The sequence below is a fragment of the Microcystis sp. LE19-41.2A genome, assembly GCF_027530405.1.
Lineage (GTDB): Bacteria > Cyanobacteriota > Cyanobacteriia > Cyanobacteriales > Microcystaceae > Microcystis > Microcystis aeruginosa.
Genome location: NZ_JAPZQJ010000282.1, coordinates 1 through 23,219 on the forward strand (window position 1 = coordinate 1; position 23,219 = coordinate 23,219).

At 40.3% G+C, this 23,219-nt stretch carries 3 protein-coding genes; 1 reads left to right on the forward strand and 2 read right to left on the reverse strand.

Translation table 11 applies throughout. The annotated features are described in order from the left end of the window. Both O9290_RS12000 and O9290_RS12005 read right to left on the reverse strand, forming a co-directional pair. Nucleotides 1-2,333 (reverse strand): condensation domain-containing protein (locus O9290_RS12000; protein ID WP_288059364.1); only part of this gene is annotated, 2,333 nt, incomplete at its 3' end. A gap of 15 nt (nucleotides 2,334-2,348) precedes the next feature. Continuing rightward, a complete protein-coding gene (locus O9290_RS12005; protein WP_288059367.1) occupies nucleotides 2,349-10,712 on the reverse strand; it encodes a non-ribosomal peptide synthetase in 8,364 nt (2,787 codons plus the stop codon). A gap of 722 nt (nucleotides 10,713-11,434) precedes the next feature. On the opposite strand from O9290_RS12005, the gene O9290_RS12010 reads away from it, so the two are divergent. Next, nucleotides 11,435-23,140 carry a type I polyketide synthase gene (locus O9290_RS12010; protein WP_288059380.1) on the forward strand — a complete coding sequence of 3,902 codons (11,706 nt, stop codon included), beginning with the start codon at nucleotides 11,435-11,437 and terminating at the stop codon, nucleotides 23,138-23,140. Nucleotides 23,141-23,219: the final 79 nt, after the last annotated feature.

Here is a 23,219-nt window from a genome sequence, read left to right on the forward strand (position 1 = left end):
GGCTGACAGCACCAGATAGTAGTCTCAACCGCTACTTCTGTTGGTCCATAAGCGTTATATAATTCACAGTTTAACTGCTGAAAAAATCGTTGATTGAGTTCATAAGATAAGGCTTCTCCCCCGACAATTACTCGTTTTAAATAGTGGCAATCTTTGCTCTTGGGATGTTGCAGAAAAACTCGCAATATTGAGGGAACACAAGTGAAATAAGTTACTTGTTCTTGCACAATTAAATCTATTAAATAATCTATATCTTTATACCCGTCAGGTTTAGCCACGACTAGAGAAGCACCAGATATTAAAGACGAAAAAATTTCCCAGACTGAACCATCAAAACTCAAGGAAATAATTTGGAGAATGCGATCTTCAGAGGTAATATTATAATGACCAATAGTATATGTCAGAGTATTACAAATTCCTCTATGAATATTCATCACGCCTTTGGGTTTTCCCGTTGAACCTGATGTATAAATAACATAGGCTAAATTCTCAGGAGTCGTTAGATTGAAGGGATTTTCTGGACTATAGGTAGCTATCTTTTCCCAATCCCTATCTAAACACAGTAACTCGGCCCCAGTTTGGGGAAGAAAATCCCCTAAAGATTCCTGAGTTAACACCAAAGAAACCCCCGAATCTGAGAGGATATCCCCCAAGCGCTCGGTAGGATAATCCGGAGCTAAAGGTACATAAGCTCCCCCGGCTTTTAATATCCCTAATAAACCGATGACCATCTCTAGGGAACGCTCCATAAAAATCCCGACCAAACTTTCTGGACCTACACCCTTATCTCGTAAACAGTGAGCTAACTGATTTCCCCGGTTATTTAACTGTTGATAGGTTAATTTTTGTCCTTCAAAAATAACCGCTATTCCCTGCGGATTCTGTGCAACTTGTTCTTCAAATAATTGATGTAAAGACTTATCTAAAGGATAATCTGCCTCGGTATTGTTCCACTCTACTAATAACTGATGTTGCTCTTGTGTTGTCAATATAGGTAATTGTGTTACCCGTTGCCGAGTATCAGTAACAATCCCTGTTAAAATAGTCTGTAAATGTGCTGCCATCCGTTCAATCGTATCCTGAGTAAAACGGCTAGTATCATAGACTAACTGAATCAGTAACTCTTGTCTAGGAATAGCAACCACCGTCAAAGGATAATTAGTTTCCTCAAAATTCTCCACATCCTTAACCCTTAAGGATTGACGAGAATCTCTCGATAACGCTTCTCTAGGATAATTCTCAAAAACGACCAAACTCTCAAACAGGGGAATCCCCGGTGGAATATCACTTAATCTCTGTATTTCAGCCAGAGAAACATAAGCATAATCCTGAATTTCTGCTTGCTTTTGCTGTAATTCCTGTAACCAAGATAGCAATAAATCTGATTCTCTGATGGAGACTCGCAGCGGCAATGTATTAATAAATAATCCTACCCTATGTTCTACCCCTGATAAATCATGGGGGCGACCAGAAACCGTAACCCCAAATAAAACTTCTGACTCCCCACTATAGCGACTGAGAAGAATCGCCCAAGCGGCCTGTACTAAAGTAGATAAGGTCAGATTATGCTTTTGCGCCAAAGATTGCAGGTCTTTGGAGTGAGAAGCCGATAAATGACAGTTATACTCTTTATAAGTCGGCTTACCTTCAGATTTCATTAACTGGAGTCTGTCCACCCTCAGGGGGGTGGGAGTCATAAACCCTTCAAGAGTTCGCTGCCAAAAACTCTCAGCAATAGATGGGTTTTGCTGCTGTAACCAAACAATATAATCTTGATAAGGACGCGGCAAAGGAAGATGATAACTTTTCCCTTGAATACCTGCCTCATAAAACCCTAAAACTTCTTGATAAATAATAGGCATACTCCAACCATCCAGAATAATATGATGATGATTGCAGAGGAATTTATAAGTTTGGTCCGATAGTTGAATCATCAAGCAGCGCATTAAAGGAGCAACTTTGAGTTCAAACCCTTGTTGACGCTCTGTTTCTAACAATAAATCTAAACGTTGTTGTTGTTCTGTGGGGGAAAGATTGCGCCAATCTTGATAATCCCAAGGCAAATCAACCTTTTTTCGCACAATTTGCAGAGGGTTTTCCCGTTTTTCCCAAAGAAATAGAGTCCTTAATACCGAGTGACGCTCTACAACTTTTTCCCACGCTTGCCTAAAAACTGCAAGGTTAATTTCTCCCTCCAGAGTAATTAGAGTTTGACTACAATAAATCCCTGAATCAGGAGTATAAAGACTATGAAAGAGCATCCCTTCCTGCATGGGGGAAAGAGGATAAATAGACTCCACATTTTTGGCGGGTTGATTTTTTGTGTCTGCCATGAAAGATTCTCCTTATTAGTCAATTTCTGCCAGAATATCGTCTAATTCCTGTTGATTCAAGTGCGCTACTGGAAAATCTGAGGGAGTGTAACCCCCAGCATCAGGAGATAAACAATGCTCAATCAATTTCAGCAAAGCTTCTTTATAGCTGCGCCCTAAATATTCTACCGTCGAACGTTCATAGATGAGATCGCTATAAGTCCAGTGTACTTGTAACTGTCCCTCTATAACTCTGGCCGTAATCTCTAATAAATGACTACGATGTCCCTTAAGACTGTGATTAGGCCCCTTAGACTCATCCGCTAATTTCCAATCCCCTTTTTGCAATTGTCCTTGCTCAAATTGACCTAAATAATTAAACAAAACTTCTCTGGCAGGAATTTCAGCTAATTGAGACTTAATATCAGCATCATCACTCAAATATCGCGAAATTCCATAGCCAATTCCCCTGTGAGGAATAGCTCGTAACTGTTCTTTAATAGATTTGAGCCGCTCCCCGGGGTGATTTTCGGGGGGGAGTCGCAAAATAACCGGAAAAAGACTGGTAAACCAACCTACCGTCCTCGATAAGTCAACCTCACTGAACAAATCTTCTCGTCCGTGTCCTTCTAAATCAAGAGATATGGTCAAATTTTCTGTCCATTGTGTCAAAGTTTCCGCTAAAGCGGTTAACAAAACCTCATTAATTTGAGTGTTATAGGCAGCGGGGACTTTTTGCAAGAGGGCCCGGGTTTGTTCTTCATCTAGAGTCACCGTGACATCATTTGCTGTCGCTACTGTATTGTATTGTTTTCCAGCCTCGTCATCTACAGGTAAATTTCTCGCCTCTAACCAAGGTTGAGTTAACCAATAGTCTAATGGCTCTTTCGCTTTTTCCCCTTGTCCATAATCCCTCAAGAGAAGCGCCCAATCCTGAAAGGCTATGGTTTTAGGTGGAAGTTCTACATTCTCCCCCCTTTCTAGCTGTTGATAAGTCATCAATAAATCTTCTAACAAAATTCGCCAAGATACACCATCAACCCCCAAGTGATGAATAATAATCAGTAACCGACTGGGTTGATAGGGTGCCAATTCCAATAGTACCGCCTTGATTAATAGTCCAGTAGAGAGGTTTAAACTTGCCTGTTGAGTTGTTGCCATTGCTAAGAGAGTTTCCCCTTGCTGAGATTGAGGAATAGAAGACAAATCAATCACTTCAAAAGGTACTTCCTCCGGCATTCCTTCATTAACTTGTTGCCATTGTCCTTCCTCCACAGTAAACCGTAACCGCAAAGCGTCATGATGTTCAATTAATTTTCTCAGAGATTGAGCTAACAAATCAGCTTTCAGGTGACGGGGAACTTCTAAGAGGACAGACTGATTAAAGTGGTGCATTTCAGCGCGATTTTGCTCAAAAAACCACAGTTGAATGGGAGTGAGAGGCACAATACCCGTCACTAAACCCTGTTTAGCTAATTCGGCTGTGGAATAATCGGCAACTGTAGCTAGTTCAGCAAGAGTAGGATATTCAAATATCTGTTTAGGGGTAATCTTCAACCCGGCTTGACGAGCGCGAGCGACAACCTGAATACTGAGAATAGAATCGCCCCCAACTTCAAAAAAGCGGTCATAACGACTCACTTGTTTAATTCTGAGAACATCTTGCCAAATACTGGCCAAAATCTTTTCTTTCTGAGTATGCGGGGGGACAAAATCCTGCTCAGATGTCCAAGGTATCTCAGGGAGGGGTAAACTGGAACGGTCAATTTTTCCATTGGGAGTCAGAGGGAGAGTTTCTAAGGAGACAAAAAGAGCCGGAATCATATACTCTGGCAATTTCTGTCCCAAGAAACGACGCAAATCCTCAGTATTTATCGGACCATTTTCTCCTACTAGATAAGCGACTAATCTCTTATTCCGATAGGAGTCTTCCCAAACCTTCACCACCTTTTGCTTAACTTGGGGATAAGTCCCTAGAGTTGCCTCAATTTCTCCTAATTCAATGCGGAAACCCCGCAATTTTACCTGATTATCACCCCGCCCCAAAAAATCAATATTTCCATCGGGTAAATATCGGGCTAAATCTCCTGTTTTATAGAGTTTGGCATTGGGTTCATTGCTAAACGGATTGGAGATAAATTTCTCGGCGGTTAATTCAGGTTGATTCAGATAACATCGAGCTAACCCTTTACCCCCGATATATAAATCACCAATAGTTCCTAGAGGAACCGGTTGCTTAAAAGAGTCCAGAATATAAACTTGAGTATTGGCAATAGGCCGGCCGATACTCGGTTGTCCATGGTGTCCTTTAGGCACTAAGCTAAAAGTGGAATAAGTGGTATCTTCTGAAGGACCGTAGAGATTATAAACATTCTTAATGTTTTCCTGCTGGTAAAGCTTCTGGACTAATTGATTAGACAAAGCTTCTCCGGCGAGGTTTACCGTTTGCACAGTCTCAGGTATTGCCTCAATTTCCAGCAGTTGAGCGATCGCTGTAGGTACGGTATTAATTAATGTTACCTCTTTGGCTGCACTTAAACTAGGCAAATCTAGAACATTCTGGGCCAGAATAATCTTACCCCCCACAGCCAAGGGCAAAAATAGTTCAAATACTGACAAATCAAAACAAATAGAAGTAGCTCCCAAAACCCCCGCTAATTCCTCACTGCTAAAGACTTCCTTGGACCAATTCAGTAAGGTTGTGGTGCTGTGATGCTCAATGACAACCCCTTTTGGTTTCCCCGTTGAACCGGAGGTATAAATCACATAAGCGGTATTACTGGAACTTACGGGTAAAGAGAGGTTTTCGGGACTTTCTAGGGCTATATTTCTGGCTTCTGCCTCTAATATCACCAGATTCCCTGGATAATTCCCTAATTTCTCTACTAATTTTGCTTGTGTTAGCAACAAGGAAACTTGAGCATCTTCTAAGATAACATTGAGGCGTTCAGTTGGATAAGCTGGATCTAAAGGTACATAAGCTCCCCCTGCTTTGAGAATGGCTAATAACCCTATAACCATCTCAGGGGTCCGTTCTAGGCAAATTCCCACCAAAGACTCCGTTTTTACCCCTTTTTTGCCTAAATAATGCCCTAATTGATTCGCTTTTTCGTTTAATTGACGGTAGGTTAATTGTTCATTTTCTGTAATAATAGCGATCGCATCAGGACTGCGCTTAACTTGCTCCTCAAACAATTGATGAATACACCCATCTGGATAGTGAACCTCGGTATCATTCCATTCTTTTAATAATTGATGTTGTTCTTGCTCAGAAAGTAAACAACAAGTTTCATAACGTTCTAACCCTTCCGTTGCCATAGCGAGGAGAGTTTTCTCGTAGTATCCTCCGATTAACTCCATCTGCTTTTCCCCTAGATAATTCCCATCATATTTAAGGGTAAGTTCTATTTGAGATGAAAGGGGATGAAGACTAAAATTAGCTAACAATGTAAAATTAGTTTGATTAAAAAACTTCCCTCCTAGGATCTCTAAATCTTTCACCCCGATGATACCTTGATAAACATGGAAATGAATAAAATTAAAAGCCGTATCAAACAAAGGTTGACCTGATTTTTGTAACTCAGCGAGGGGATATCTTCGCCAAGATAAGCATTCTCTTTCAACATCAAAAGCTTGCTTAACTAAATCGCTCCAAGGGCCTCCAGATAACTCTAAACGTAGGGGCAAAGTATTCAAAAATAAACCTAATATCTTTTCCCCATCGGCTGCTTCTAACCGTCCATTAGAGACTAAACCCGTAACAATATCCCTCTGATTATTCAGTAAACTTAATACCCGAAAATGAGCCGCCAATAAAACACTTTTTAGGGGGACTCCCACTTGTTTACCGAGTTGTTTTAATCCCTGAGATACCTGACTAGATATAGGAACTAACCAATCCCAATCTTGATTAACTTGATTAGATTTCGACCACTGAGGAAGTTTAGTCAGCGTCACATCTCTGAGTTTTTCTTGCCAATAATTCTGGCATTCTGGCGATTGGACAGTTTTCTTTTCTAAGGCAACAAAATCCCTAAAACTAAGAGCGGGAGTTGGAGAGAGAGGGAGAACTTTTTTGTCGAGAAGATAGAGATACTGTTGTAACAATTCTGTGAGCAACGAAGCCACACTCCAACCATCTAAAATAGAGTGATGAAAACTGAAAGTTAGGTTAAAGTTATCCTGACTGCGGCGATGGAGATGAAAGCGAAATAAAGGAGGACTATTCCAGTCAAAAGTGCGGATTTTTTCCCGCTCAATCCAATCATCAATAGCCGTATCTTGTTCAGAAGGAGATAAATGGGTTAGGTCATCTAATCCTAAAGGAACATCGATTTGTCGGTGAACTAATTGTAGGGGTTCCTGATATTCAAAGAGTGCGAAACTGGTTCGTAATACCGGATGCCGCTGGACAATCTCCTGAATAGCACTATGTAAAGCGGGAAAACTAAAATCAGCACGAATATGATAGGTAAACACATCATGGTACACCGATAGATTCCCCTGATATTCACTATGAAATATCATCCCCAATTGTAGAGCAGTTAGAGGATAAGCATCCTCCACTTCCTCCAGTAAATTGAGGCGAACTTCTTGAGAAATTAAACTAAAAACTTCCGTTTTTTCAGTCCCTAAAGTATCAATTTCATAGCTAACGCAATTGGCCAATTCTTGAATGGTTTGATGTTGCAATAATTGGGGTAAAGAAAAATGAAAACCCATTTGTCGCGCCTTAGCGATCACTTGTATGCCCCGAATCGAATCCCCCCCAAGTTCAAAAAAATTATCGTGAATACCAACCTCTTCGATGCCCAAAACTTCAGCCCAAATCAGTGCTAAAATTTCCTCAAGAGGGGTACAAGGTGCTACAAAATTCTCCGAATTCCTTAAACTGTTATAGCTTGGAGAGGGTAGGGCGCGACGGTCAATTTTTCCACTATTTGTCAGAGGAATAGCATCCAATTGCACAAAGGCATGAGGTATCATGTATTCTGGGAGTTGGTTTTGCAGATAACTCCGCAGTTGGGGAATCAGTTTACTGTTTAACTTAGACCTTAAAGGGTGATTTGCATAAAGTTGCCATTCAGGTTTTGCGGTGTGGGTGGGGGTAAAAGCGATGTAATTTCTACGGGAATTTTCCAGCGGGGCAAAAATCACATCGTAACGGTCTGGAGTATCCGACCAAGTTACCCCAACCGAAAGGGATAAATCCTCAGCTAAAGCCGAAAAATCTTCAGGTTCTACGGCATTTTCCGGTATAATGTCCGATTTAATGGCTTGAAATTCCTCGGTCGTCCCCAAGTCTTGAGAATTCCTCAACAATTCCGCACTTTTTAAAGGTCTGAACAAGCGAGAATTAGGGACACCTATCACCCTTAACCCCTCAGATTTCCCCAGTTGATTTCTTACCTCAGATAAAGTCAGCTGCTGTTCAGTCCAGTTTAATTCTGGAAAGTCGGTGCTAAAATCCAGAATCGTTTCAATCCGCAGAACAACATTATAACGGAATTGAGTTAATTCGTTGTGGTGTTGACCTCTCTCTAGATGAATCTCGACTTCAGTAATCTGAGGAAAATAGGACTGAATTGCTCTAAAAAAATCTGGGTCAATGAATAACTCATTTTCTTGCTCAATTTTTCTCTGTACACGCTGTTTAAAATCCTTAATCGAATCTTCAGGGTTAGCCTTATAAAGTTCTACATCAGCGTGAAAAGCTTCCATGAGTTGCAAGTTTCGCACATCTCCAAGGAAAATACACCCCCCCGGAGTTAGTACCTTGATAGCTCCCTCTAAAACCCGCAATAAGTAATCTATATGGGGGAAATACTGCACAACCGAGTTAAGGATAATTGTATCGAATCCTTCTGACTCCAAACCCTCAAAATTATCGGCTGTGCTATGCAATAGCCTGACTTGCTCTAGCTGAGGCCCTTCTTGATTAATTCGCTGAATATCGTCTAAGGCTACTGATGAAATATCGGTTCCCCAATAACACTGGCAATGGGGAGCAACTTGGAATAATATTAACCCGGTTCCACAACCTATTTCCAGAACTTTTTTAGGTTGTTGAGCCAGAATAACCTTAACTTTATCATCTAGCCATTCTCGCATCTGAGCAACTGGGATAGGTTCCCCCGTGTAACTACTATTCCAGCCAACAATATTAAATATACCCTCAGAATCTGCCGATGTTTGGCTGTAAATTTGGTTATAGAGGCTTTGCCATTGCTCGATTTGCTCATCGAATAATTGCCCTTTTTCTGAAGTCGCCAAGAGTTCCCCCTCTTGAGACTGACCCACAACATAAGCAATTAGTGTTTTACTCCCTGTTTCTGTCTCCGATGCAATGACTACCGCTTGCTCAACTGCTGGATGTTCACTGAGTATAGTTTCAATTTCCCCAAGCTCAATCCGGAAACCTCGAATCTTAACTTGATGGTCAATACGCCCCAAAAATTCAATATTTCCATCGGGTAAATACCGGGCTAAATCTCCCGTTTTATATAATTTTGCCCTAATTTCTCCCCCTCTTTCTCCTTCGACCTTAGCAAAAGGATTAGGGATAAATTTCTCGGCCGTCAATTCGGGACGATTGAGGTATCCACGAGCTAAACCTATGCCACCAATGTGTAATTCTCCCACAATCCCTATAGGAACTGGTTGTAAGTGCGGATTAAGAATATAAATCTGAGTATTGGCAATTGGTTGACCAATACTCACTAGAGCTTTTTGATTCTCCGGCAAACAGGGCCAGTAAGTCACATCAATCGCCGCCTCAGTCGGACCGTAGAGGTTGTGAAGTTCACAGTCAAAATGCTCAAAAAAGCGTTGTGTTAAGTCTAATGACAAAGCTTCCCCACTACAGAAAACCCGCTTGAGAGAACTACATTCTTTTAGCTCTGGTTCTTGCAGAAACACTCGCAACATTGAGGGGACAAAATGAAGGGTAGTGATTTGCTGCTTTTGGATCAATTGTATTAAATAGGTACTATCTTTATGACCTTCTGGTTTAGCGACCACTAGGGTTGCACCGGCTAATAAGGGCCAAAAGAATTCCCAGACTGAAACATCAAAACTAAAAGGGGTTTTTTGTAAAATGCCATCACTCTTAGTTAACTGATAAGTATCCTGCATCCACAACAAACGATTCCTAATCCCCTTATGATTATTCATTACGCCCTTAGGCTTACCTGTGGATCCCGAAGTATAAATAACATAGGCTAAATTTTCCCCCGTTACGCCACTGTCACAATTGTTCTGACTTTCTTGAGAAATTGCTGGCCAATCTGTATCCAAAGCAACAACAATTCCCCGGTATTCCCCCAACAATCCCCGCAGCGATTCCGCAGTAATGATCACTTTTACCCCAGTATCTTCTAATAGATAACTTAGGCGTTCTTGAGGATAATTAGGATCTAAGGGGACGTAAGCTCCTCCAGCTTTCAAAACAGCCAATAATCCTACTACCATTTCTAAGGAACGCTCTAGATAAATTCCTACTAATTCCTCTGGTTTTACTCCTAATTTTTGTAGGTAATGACCAAGTTGATTGGCTTTTTCATTTAATTCTTGATAAGTTAATTCTTGATTTTCAAAAATGACCGCCACTCTCTCAGGGTAAAGTTTGGCTTGCTCTTCAAATAGCTGATGAATCCATTGCTTTTCAGGATATTGAATGGCCGTATCATTCCAATCTCTCAGTAATTGTTCTCGTTCTTTTGTCGTTAATATATCAATTTCTGACAAATCTATATCGGGATTACTCGTCACTGTTTCTAAGATTTTCCGGTAATGTCCTAGCATTCTCTCGACAAAATCTCTGGGAAATTTATCTTTAATAAAAGTGACAGAAACACCACTATCATCCGCTGCTATGGCAAAAACTAATTGAAACCGATTTAAGGAAGAAATGTCGGCGCACAGTCCTTCTTTGATCACAGCAACGTCAAAAATATTCTCTAGATTTCCTCCTCTTGCTGCCAAGGTTTTGACCAAACTATCCAGAGTATAGTTTTGATGGCGATATCCTTCTTGTAAATCTTTACGAATGATTCTTAGTAAATCTTTAAATGAACTAAAATTCTGTTGATTGAATCGGCAGAATATCAGGCTATCTAATTTTTCTGTATTCAAAGCTCCTGTAGCCGTGGCAAACTCGACTTGAGCAGTATATTTAAACATTAAAACTTGGACAACAGCCAGATAAAATGCTAATTTATTAACGGAATTGTTTGCCGTTAAACTGTTGATTTTTTCCTGTAAATCTGTAGAGATAACTTCAATAACGCTATCTTGCTCCCCGGTTTTATTCTGACTTACATTACCAAATAGAGTAGTTACTGGATCTATTTCTTGAAGTTGCCGAATTTGGTAATCAATTGAAACCAGATGTGCTTCCATTGCTGTTCTAACTTTTTCCCTAAATAGTGGTTGATGGCGGTATTCAGAGTCATGGGGTACAATGCTTTTTTCCCCGTTCCCTTAAAGCGATAATTCCCGTCTCTGACGAGTGGGATTATTGCTATTTGAACTACAGGAAACCCGACTACGGCTAAGGTCGAGGTTTCTGTCGCTTGTTCAAAATTGTTCTGAGCCTCGACATCATAGCATATTAACCGACATTCTGCACATCTTCATATACTTTTACATATTTTTACATTCCCCAAGCTGTTTTGACGAAAAATCTTCATTGTAGAAACTACTGTGGGAGCAATAAATTAGTAAAAATTATTAATTGAATATTAAGAAGTGCGGAAAGTGTGACATTTAAAGATAGATTAGCGCAAGACTATCAGATCTGAGGATGCCACACCCCATAAACGTTTATTGCAGATGTCTATTGACAATTACTACCTTGATCAGGTACGATTAGCTGTCTGGTCGTAATAGCTGAAGGGGTGACAACGAGGTTGAAGTTTAAGTGAGGTGGGGGAAAAATTTCCTCACTGTGATCCATCAAATTAATCGACTTACTAGACAAAAACCAAATTCCCTCGTTATCTTTCGGCGAAAGTCTAAAGCTTTTTCCCTACACCCGACACTCTACACCCTGTTTCACTTTCCATCTGCTTGTCACCCCGTCAGTCGCAATAATTATTCTTTTCCAAGTCGATTCTAACACTATGGACTTTCAAGATAAAAAGAACTTATCCGAAAACGACCAATCAATCCAAACTAGAGTTTTTAAAGCTCTTAGTGAAGCTAAAGAAAAATTAAAAGCTTTCGAGTCTCAACAAAGCGAACCCTTAGCTATCGTCGGTTTAGGTTGTCGTTTCGGTCATAATATTGCGACACCTGAATCCTTCTGGTCTTTCCTCAAAGCGGGTAAAAATAACCTCAGAGAAATACCTAAGGAGCGCTGGAACCAGCAGGATTTTTATGATTCAGATCGGAATAAAGTGGGTAAAATCTATGTTTCTCAGGGGGGGTTTCTTGATGATGTCTCCCAGTTTGATGCCCATTTTTTCGGAATTGCTCCCAAGGAAGCCGTCGCTATGGATCCTCAGCAAAGGTTGCTTTTAGAGGTAGCCTATGAAGCTTTGGAAAATGCAGGAATGGCAACAACGACGGCTAGAAGGGGAAAAACAGGGGTTTTTATCGGGATTACCAACAATGACTATGCCCGTATTCTTACCTCAAATGAGGACTATAATGCCATCGGAGCCTATCATATTTCGGGTAATCATACTAATGCGGCAGCTGGGCGTATTTCTTACCTTTTAAATCTTAATGGTCCGAGTTTGGCAGTAGATACCGCTTGTTCTTCTTCCTTAGTCGCTGTTCATCTCGCTTGCCGTTCCTTACGTTCCCAAGAATGCAGACAAGCTTTAGTCGGAGGAGTGAACTTAGTTTTAACTCCAGAAGTGGTCATCGCCTTGTGCCGCAATCAGATGTTGGCCCCAGATGGCCAATGCAAAACCTTTGACGAAAGTGCCGATGGGTTTGGAATCGGCGAAGGATGCGGAGTCATCGTCTTAAAAAGACTCAGTGACGCTCTTCAAGATGGTGATCACATTTGGTCCGTGATTCGAGGGACCGCAGTCAACAACGATGGAGCCAGTGGCGGCTTTACCGTTCCTAATGGGCCTGTGCAGAGAGAATTAATCAGAGAAGCTCTGGCTGACGCTCGTTTAGATGCCGAGGCTATCGATTATGTTGAAGCTCACGGTACAGGAACATCTTTGGGAGATCCCATCGAAATTAAAGCCATAGCCGAGGCATTATGCGTCAATCGTCGCAAATCTAACCCTTTATTAGTCGGTTCTCTCAAAACTAATTTAGGTCATCTGGCGGCGGCGGCGGGAATTTCAGGATTAATTAAAACCGCATTATCGCTACACTACCGTGAAATTCCGGCTCATCTAAATCTCAAAAAACCCAATCCTCATATTAATTGGGATGCCTTACCGATTAGTATCGTCACGCAAAATTGTCCTTGGAATGTTAACAATGGCAAGCTCAAAGCGGCTGGAGTCAGTTCTTTTGGAGCATCGGGAACCAACGCTCATGTTATTTTAAGCGAACCGCCTCAACCGCAACCCCAAAAACCCAAAATATCCCCCATTCTCGTTACTTTTTCGGCTAAAGAACCCGAACGTTTACGTCTTTTTACGACTCAATTTGTGGATTATCTTGAGCAGAAAACATCTCTCAACGTCAAGGACATTGCCCTATCTTTAAATACCGGTCGTTTTCCCCATAAACATCGTCTCGCTCTTTTAGTTTCTAATCAAGAGAATCTGCGCCAAGGCATTCAGGCTTTTCTTAAGAGCGATGGGGATGAAAAGCAATTTCAAAATATTCAAAATAATAGCTTCGACATCATTTATGGAGAAGCGCAAAGCCATCCTAAAGTTGCTTTTCTCTGCAATTACGAGGAAGAAATTAGTCCAGAAATCATTGAAAACCTGCTTAATAATGAGCCAGTATTTCATGAGGCTTTTAGGCAGTGCGAGCATCTGTTTAAAAAATATTTAGAATTTTCTCTTCAGGAATTATTGTCATCTAAAAAAGCCTTAGAGCCTCAGATTTCTTTGTCTGTACAACCGGTATTATTTGCCTATCAATATGCTCTTTGTGAACTCTGGAAATCGTGGGGAATTTCTCCTTCTGCGATTTTAGGTTCTGGATTAGGGGAATATCTCGCCGCTCAACAAGCGGGCGTTTTTTCCCTTGAAGATACCGTCAAGCTGGTGGCGAAACGCGCTCAAATTAGCCCACAAAACCCCAACTCAGAAGACCTTTTATCCTTGCTCAAAAGCACCCCAGAAGTCGATTCTAACTCTCCCGATATTACCCTAATTTATCAGGGTGAAGTGGTGAAAAAATCTCTCAAAAATTCCGTGAATAGAGGGGAAAGGATTAGGCAAAAATCCGACGAAATCGCCCAGGGAATTTCTACTTTGCATCAAATGGGATATCAAATCTTCCTAGAAATGGGAATCAGTGCCAATCTCATTAATATAGGTCGTCAAAAGTTAGGGGTAAATTCAATTCTATGGTTATCTAGTTTAGGGGAAGATTGTCACAGTGATCAGCATGAGCAAAGGGTGCTAGGTCAACTCTATGTAAGAGGATTTAATATTAACTGGGAAGCCTTTCATCGCTCACATCCCGGGCAAAAAATTAGTTTACCTAATTCGCCTTTTATCCGCAAACGCTACTGGATAAATTCTGGCAATAAATCAGAGTCTTCTAGCTATAAAAACCCTAATTATTACTCTGGACATCCCTTACTAGGCGATCGTTTTCCTTCTCCCTTAGCTCTCCTTCAATATCGAGGGAGCATTAGTCAACATAAACCTGCATTTTTAGGAGAACATCAGGTTTTTGATCAGGCCATATTGCCAGCATCTGCCTTGATAGAAATGGCTTTAGCTGCCGGGGAGAATCAAAGAGTTATTTTAGAAAATGTTGAATTTAAGAAGGCATTAATTTTAAAAGATACGGAAGACACATTACAGTTAATCATTGAGCAAAAAAGCTTTAAAATTTACCATGAACTTGAGCCAAATTGGGAAATATTAGTTACTGGAAAAATTGAGGAATTGAAATCAACTAATTTAACCCATTGTCATCTAGAAGAAATCGCCAAAAATTGTTCCGAAGAAGTCGATATCAACTCCTTTTATGAAACTTATCAAAAATCAGGGATAAATTACGGGAGTAACTTTCGGCTCATTCATCAACTGAAGCGGGGGGAAAATACAGCTTTTGCTCAAATCAAATTAACCGATAGGTTAGAGCGGGAAAAATATCATTTTCATCCCGCTATGTTAGACGCTTGTTTTCAAGGGATTGCTGCCATTTTATTTAAAGAAGAATCCTCAGTAACTTATGTTCCTGTTCGCCTTGGGCAATTGGCATTTTTTCACCCTCCTGATGAGCAGGTAATCAGCGCGGTTCGACTGAAAAACTCCTCCCCTAACCCTAACATTATCATCGCTGATATTGATATCTATTCCCCCCAAGGTCAACCCTTAGCATCCCTCACCAACTTAGAACTAAAAGCCGTTCAATCTCAAGAGATTATCCCCCAAGAAATCCCCCCTCAAATCTATCTAGAAGAATGGATACCTTGCGAGGAATTATTAGGGAATGGCAGAGACACTTTAGTAGCTCCCCAGGTGATTAAAAATCAAATTCACCCCGCACAGTTAGAACAACAACTAGGGGAAAAATTGGCGCAATATGAGCGCTTAATGGAAGCTTTGGAAAAGTTAAGCGTTGTCTATATCTGGGAAGCCTTAACAAAACTTAATGGACAGCCAAAATTAGGTCAAACTTATTCCGAAGCACAGATAGCAAATCAGGGTCAAATTGTCGATTTTTACCGACCTTTATTATCTCGATGTTTAAGCATTTTAGCTGAAGAAAAAATCGTTAATCAGACAAAAGATGGCTGGTTATTCGTCAAAGAATTAGAAGCACCTTCATCGCCATCGCAAATTAAAATTCTCCGCCAAGAATTTGCCGATTATCCAGCAGAAATTAGTCTCATGGAGCGTTGTGGCTCTGCTTTGGCAGCAGTCATGAGTCGTCAAGTTGAGCCATTAGAATTACTCTTTCCTCAAGGGGATTTAGAAGCGATCGCATCAATTTATTCGGAAGCTGCCGGAGCTAAATTGATGAATCAGTTAGTCGCCACCACAATCCGCCGTGCTATTGAGAATTTCCTCCCCCATTATCCCCTAAGAATTCTCGAAATTGGAGGAGGAACAGGAGCCGTTACTGCTGGCATTTTACCTCACTTACCCACAGAACATATCGAATATGTATTCACCGATATTTCCTCTAGTTTCTTAACAAGAGCCAAGGAAAATTTTAGAAACTATCCCTTTATTAAATATCAAACTTTAGACATTGAAAAAAATCCCTTTACTCAAGATTTTCTCCCCGGCAGTTTTGACATAATCATCGCCGCTAATGTTCTTCATGCCACAGCCAACCTTCAAAAAACCCTGGAAAATGTGCGCTCTCTCATCGCTCCTAAGGGACTACTAATCCTCTTAGAAAGTACAGGGGCAAGACGTTGGGTAGATTTAACCTTTGGCTTGACAGAAGGATGGTGGTTATGTAGTCAAGATCTGCGGCGGAATGGTTATCCGTTAATCAGCACAAAAGATTGGCAAAATTTACTGATTGAGAATCAATTTGAAGACATTAATATTATCGAACCAAGCCAAGCAAAAACCCGAAATTTATTAAAACAAAGTGTCATCATTAGTCGAAGCAGTGAGCAATTACCTTCTCTTCTGGCAAAATCTTACTATCATCAAATAATCTGGGCAGATAGTCAAGGAATTGCTAACGGTTTAATCCCTCTATTCCAACAGAGAGGAATAAGTTGTTCTTGCGTCTTTTCCCAAGATATTAACCCAGAGATGGCTGAAGATTACCTATCAATATTGAGAAACTCGATAACTTCAGAAACTCGTCAAATACTGTACTTCTGGGGCTTAGAAAAAATCCCTGGAGAAATGGATCAACAAGTCGAGATTCATTGTCAAAGATTTCTCTTTTTCTTACAAGCCTTATTGCAGCAAGAAAATCCGCCGGCTCTGATTTTAGTGACTCAAGGAGCAGTACCAGCAAAAGCCATTAAAACCCTGACCTCTCCCTCTCAAGCATCCTTATTAGGAATAGCCTTCAGCCTAGTCTTAGAACATCCTGAACTTAATTTTAAGGCGATTGACCTAGATCCAGATGAAGTAAACTCAGCCGACAAACTGCTGCAAGAAATCTACAGTAATCCCCAAGAAAACCGGGTTGCTTTGCGGGGGGAACAGCGTTTTTATCCCCGTTTAGTGCAGAGAAAACTTGAAGATGGAAATATCAATTTTAGTCCTGATGGCTATTATTTAATCACAGGAGGCACAGGGGGGTTAGGATTAGCAACAACCCGATGGATGATTGAAAAAGGGGCGCGGAATTTAGTTTTGTGTAGTCGTCGAGGGGCAGAAGGAGTTAGCCCTGAAATATTAGCCAATCTCTCCTCTAGTGGGGCAGAAATTACCCTCAAAAAACTTGATATTACCGATGCTGAAAAACTGCACACTGTCTTAGAAGAATGCCGTTCTAAATATCCTGTACGAGGCGTTTTTCACATTGCTGGAACCTTAGACGATACCACCTTATTAAGACTAACACCAGAGCGCTTTAATTATGTTTTAGCTCCCAAAGTTAAAGGAACTTGGTTGCTTCATCAACTCACCCTAAATGACCCATTGGAATTCTTTGTCTGTTATACTTCTGCTGTATCTTTAATTGGCTCGGCAGGACAAGCTAATGCTGCGGCAGCTAATGCCTTTGAAGACGCTTTTATCTATTATCGTCAGGCGCATCATTTACCCGGAACGGTCATAAATTGGGGTCCTTGGAGTGAAATAGGTGCAGCAGTAGATCGCAATGTTTTGGAGAGATTAGCCGCTAAAGGATATGGGGCTATGAAACCCGATTTAGCCCTTAATGCTCTGGAAAAAATTCTTCTAAATCAGATTATCCGCGCTGGTGTAATTAAGATTGACTGGCAACAATTTCCTTATATTCATCAAAGCTTTTATAAAAACTTTCTGCCTCAAGGAAAACCCCAAGCTGCCCCCTCATCTGAGTTTTTAAAACAATGGCAAAATTTAACCTTAAAAGAGCGTCCTAATTGGCTAACTAATCATATCATCATGCGTGTTTCTACTGTCTTAGGACGCTCAAATGATGAAACTTTTTCCCCTCAACAAGGCTTTTTTGATTTGGGGATGGACTCTCTCACTTCTACAGAGTTACGAAATCTGTTACAAACTGACTTTAATTGTTCTCTCCCTTCGACAATTACTTTTCGTTTTCCGAATGTTGAAGTCTTAGCTAATTATTTACAGCGAGAAGTTCTAGATAATTGTCAACCGGTATTTACCCCTCAAATAAAAGCAGAAATTTCTCAAAAACAGCCAGAAAAATCACAACTCGATGATGATCCTATTGTTATTGTCGGCATGGCTTGTCGATTCCCCGTCGGTGCTAAGAATTTACAATCTTTCTGGGAACTTTTAGAACAGGGAAAAGATGCTATAACAGAAATTCCTCAAGATCGCTGGGATCAGGAAACATGGTATGATCCTAATCCCGATGTCCCTGGCAAAATATACGCTCCTTACGGTGCATTTCTAGAACAAATTGAGGAATTTGATGGAGAATTTTTTGGCATTATTCCTAGAGAATCTGTCGCCATGGATCCTCAGCAGCGTTTACTCTTGGAAACTACTTGGCAAGCTTTAGAATCTGCTGGACAAAATCCCCAAAAATTACGCAACAGTCAGACGGGAGTTTTTATCGGTTGCATGACTCAAGATTATGCCCAATTAAGTTATTCTCCTCAAGCCATTAATGCTTATACTGGTTCAGGGACTTCTGTTAGTATGGCGGCGGGTCGTCTTTCTTATGTCCTTGGTTTACAGGGTCCATCAATGACTATTGATACCGCTTGTTCCTCCTCATTAGTAGCGATTCATTTAGCTTATAATGCCTTACTTAATGGTGAGTGCGATCTGGCTTTAGCCGGAGGGGTTAATATTATTTTAACTCCCATTATTTCTTTAATCGAAAGTCGCGCCCATATGCTTGCCCCTGATGGACATTGCAAAACCTTTGATGAGAGCGCAAATGGCATGGTGCGAGGAGAAGGCTGTGGAATAGTTGTTCTGAAAAGATTGAGCCAAGCAGTGAAGAATGGAGACCAAATTTTGGCGAAAATTTATGGCACAGCCGTCAATCATGATGGTCCAAGTAGTGGGCTAACTGTTCCTAATGGTCAAGCTCAAGAAAAATTATTACATCAAGCCCTTAAACGTGCTAATCTCAAGCCTGAACAAATCGATTATATTGAAGCTCACGGCACTGGAACAGCCCTTGGTGATCCGATTGAATTAGAAAGTATGTCAGCCGTTTTTGGTCAACGCTCCCCTAATCGGCCTTTAATTATTGGTTCAGTAAAAACAAATTTAGGCCATTTAGAAGGTGCTGCTGGAATTGCCGGATTAATTAAAACCGTTCTAGCGTTACAACACCATAAAATACCTCCTCATCTTCACTTTAAAAATCCTAATCCCCGCTTTGATTGGAGTTCTCATATTTTTGAAGTTCCTGTACAAGGAAAACCTTGGGATATCAGCGAACGTCCAAGGATTGCTGGAGTAAGTTCCTTTGGATTTAGTGGAACGAATGCTCATATCATTGTTGGGGAAATTGACGCTGATTTACCTCAACCTTCGGAGAATAATTTTTATCTATTACCCCTTTCGGCTCGTTCTGAAAAATCGCTGCAAGAGTTAGCGAGAAATTATCAAGATATTTTGACTGAGTCTATCAATTTAGCTGATGTTTGTTTTACCGCCAGTACAGGGCGGGGGATTTTTCCGCAACGAATCTGTATTTTAGCAGACTCAATAACCACGGCACAACGAGCATTAATTGATTACCAAGATGGTGAAAATTCTGACTCATTAATCCGACCGATTTTATCAGAGACTCCGCCAAAGATAGCTTTCCTCTTTTCTGGACAAGGCTCTCAATATTCCGGCATGGGAGAAACCCTTTATAACCGAGAAGTTGTTTTCAAGGAAACATTAGATCTTTGTGATCAAATTCTAGAACCCCTTTTAGAAAAATCTCTCTTAGATTTAATCTTTGAAGAGCAAAATAGTGAGTTATTAGAGGAAACCCAAATCACTCAGCCGGTGATTTTTTCCCTTGAATATGCACTCGCCAAATTATGGCAATCTTGGGGAATACAACCTTCAGCCCTTTTAGGACATAGTATTGGGGAATATGTGGCGGCTTGTTGGGCAGGAGTCTTTTCTTTAGAAGATGCCTTAAAATTAGTGACTCAACGGGGTAAATTAATGGGAAAATTGCCCCACAATGGCAGTATGTCCGCTATTTATGCTGATTATGAGACGGTAGCAAACGCTCTAACTTCGTATGAAAATCAAGTTAATATTGCTTCAGCCAATGGCTCAATTACCGTCATTTCTGGATTTAAAGAGATTGTTGAGCAACTCGAAAAAGACTTTATTGATCAAGGGCATAAAACTAAACGTTTAGCGGTATCTCATGCTTTTCATTCGCCTTTAATGCAGCCCATTCTTGATGATTTTTCCCAGGTCTTAAAAACAATTTCTTTTCATGAACCTAGCTTAACAATTATTAGTAATCTGACAGGGAAAGCTGTAGGTTCAGAAATTACAACTCCTGATTATTGGGTAGATCATCTGCGTAATACTGTACAGTTTAGTCAAGGATTTCAGTCTTTAATTGATCAGGGTTATCGTTGTTTTCTAGAAGTCGGTTCTAAGCCTGTATTACTGAGTATGGCTCGCCTTATTGCTGCCAACCAGGATCTATTATGGTTGCCTAGTATTGTACCCGGGCAGGATGAACAGGCACAAATGTATAGAAGTTTAGCGACACTTTTTGTTAATGGTTATTCTGTAGAGTGGACTAAAGTATTTAAACAAGGTAAGCGAATTAGTTTACCGACTTATCCTTTTCAAAGAGAACGGTATTGGCTATCTAATTCGGAATTTTCTCTAGGGTCAATCAAGACTCAGTTACATCCTTTCATTAGAGATTTTAAAAAGTTAGCAACGGGAGACATGATCTTTGAAGGTGAGGTGAGTTCTCTTAACCCTAGTTATTTAGAAGAACACAAGGTATTTGAGAACATTGTATTTCCAGCTACTGGTTTTATTGAAGCTATTTTAGCCGCAAGTCAGAAAATATTCAATGGGCATTTTGTCACCCTTGAAAATGTCTCTATCCATCAGGGATTACTCTTATCTCCAACTCCCTCAATAATCCAAATAATTTTTAGACCTAAAAAATCATCTCAACTGATTTATACTTTTGAGATATTTAGCAGTGATTCTGCACAAGAACAATGGGTTCTTCATGTTACAGGTGAAGTCAAACCTAAGGATATACAAAGCTTGGCTGTCTCAGAATTAACCCAAACTAAATTAGAAAGGGAAAACCCTAAAGAATCGATTTCTATTCGTGAATTCTATCAGCTTTATCAGCAGATGGGTATCAGGTATGGGGAGCAGTTTAAAGCGATTCAAGAGTTATATTCTTTCAAAAAAGGCTCTCAAGCTAAAATTAGTATTAACCCTAGTTTAGCGGATCGGCGTTATTATTTTCATCCAGTTCTTTTGGATGCTTGCTTACAGAGTATTGGGGCAGCTTTCCCCGAAATTCATGGTCAAGAATTGCATCTACCTTATGGATTCTCTTCCTTGGAAATATTCCTAAATCCAACTTCGCAAGTTTGGACGGAAGTTCAGGTCATCTCAGATACTAATGGTGAAATGAGAGTAAATGTTAATATTTATGATGAACAAAGACAGCTTTGCGCTCGCTTTACTGACTTAACAGCACGGCGCATAAATCCAGCTATTTTACAGAGTTTATGGCAAGAAAAGTCAAATAATTGCTTTTATAAAGTGGAATGGAAAAAACTTTCTTCAATGCCAACTGTTGCCGTTGATCCTCAAAATTCTTGGTTAGTCTTGGTTCGTCCAGAAACAGACTTAAATTCCCTAATTAATTTATACAAAAAGGCGGGAGAAAAAGTAATTACTGTAGAAATGGGGCAGAATTATCAATGTTATTCTCAAGATTCTTTTGTCATCAATGCCGCTCAAAAATCTGATTTTCAGCGTCTCTATCAAGAAGCTTATCCATCTGGAGAATTTCCGACTGGTGTTGTTTTTTGTTGGGAATCTTCAGAAGCTGAAGAAGTTCTAGATACAGTATATCAGAGTTCTCATGCCGTCTTAAATTTAGTGCAAACCCTCACTAATAACTGGGAGAAATTACCCCATTTATGGCTGATTACTCGCGGGGCTAATAAGATTAGCAATGATACGGCTTTATCTCCTCAACAGTCCCATTTATGGGGATTAGGAGCAGTCATTAATCAAGAGTATCCTAAAATGGGTTGTGTTTGTTTAGATTTACCAATCCATAAAGAAGCTAATGAAGCTGCACTTTTATTCAATGAATTAAAGTGTTTCCCCCATGAATTCCGTTTGGCTTTACGTCAAGGAAACCGCTACGCAGCCAGGTTAGTTTCTGCATCTCTTCCTACCTCAGAAAAACGACAGTTTATTAATCAGTCAGGGGCTTATTTAATCACGGGAGGGGGAGGAAAACTCGGCGGATTAGTGGCTCAATGGTTATCAGAAATGGGAGCAAGTCACCTAGTTTTGTGTAGTCGCCATGTTAAATCTTCAACAGAATTGATAGCCCCATTAGTAGAGAAAGGAACAAAAGTAACCTTGATTGAAGCTGATATTACTTCCCCCACAGATATGAAAAATTTATTCTCTCGTTTTGGAGCAGACTTGCCCGTCTTACGAGGAATAATTCATGCAGCAGCGGTCTTAGAAGATGGGCTTATCAGTAATCAAAGTTGGCAAAAATATCAAAAGGTAATGAGTCCAAAAGTAGCAGGAACTTTATTATTAGATCGTTATACTCGCTCTCTATCTTTAGACTTTTTCGTAAGCTTTTCTTCTGCGGCTGTCATCCTTGGTTCACCGGGTCAAAGTAATTATGCGGCGGCTAATGCTTTCATGGATGCTCTAATGCAGCAACGGCAAAGTTTAGGATTACCTGGTATTAGTATTAATTGGGGAGCTTGGGAGACGAGCAACCAAATTGATCAACAACGTTTCGCTAATTGGGGTTTGCAGATGATGCCTTCTGAGCAAGCGTTTCAATATCTCAACCAGATAATTTTAGATGATATTACCCCAGGGATAGTTCTCGATATTAATTGGTCGATTTTTAATCAAACTTTCAACATTAGTCAACCCTTCTTTAGCGAGGTATTAACCCTAAACAATCAAAAACAAACAAGTCCAGCAAAACTATTAGAACAATTAAAATCTGTCTCTATAGACGAACGAATAACCGCTTTAGTAGAAGGACTGGAGAAAATATTAAGAGAAGTGACAGGGTTAAATGAGAATAAGGTTATTCCTCAACAAACATCATTCTTAGACTTAGGTTTAAACTCTCTAATGGTCATAGAATTTAAAAATCGCTTAGAAAGAGATTTAGGGTGTAAATTGCCATCCTCGATCATTTTCGATTATCCTAATCTTCTCAGCTTAAGTACCTATTTAAGGGAAGAAATTCTAGCCAATCATCTCGATTTTGAGATTAAAATAAATCCAATTCCTGACAATCATAATCCCTACGACAGCCTCAGTGAAGACGAACTCGCAAGATTACTTAATCAAAAATTAACGGAGCTTGATCAATATGGAGGTTAAACTTTAAAAATAATGTTTCAAAAGCCATGAGATGTGGTAGGATAGGTAGATGAACATGAGTAAGCTTAACTCTCTGGAG

Bases quoted from the DNA above. Each gene is read 5' to 3' on its own strand.
- O9290_RS12010 (WP_288059380.1), top strand. From the start codon at position 11,435: ATGGACTTTCAAGATAAAAAGAACTTATCCGAAAACGACCAATCAATC.
- O9290_RS12005 (WP_288059367.1), bottom strand. From the start codon at position 10,712: ATGGAAGCACATCTGGTTTCAATTGATTACCAAATTCGGCAACTTCAA.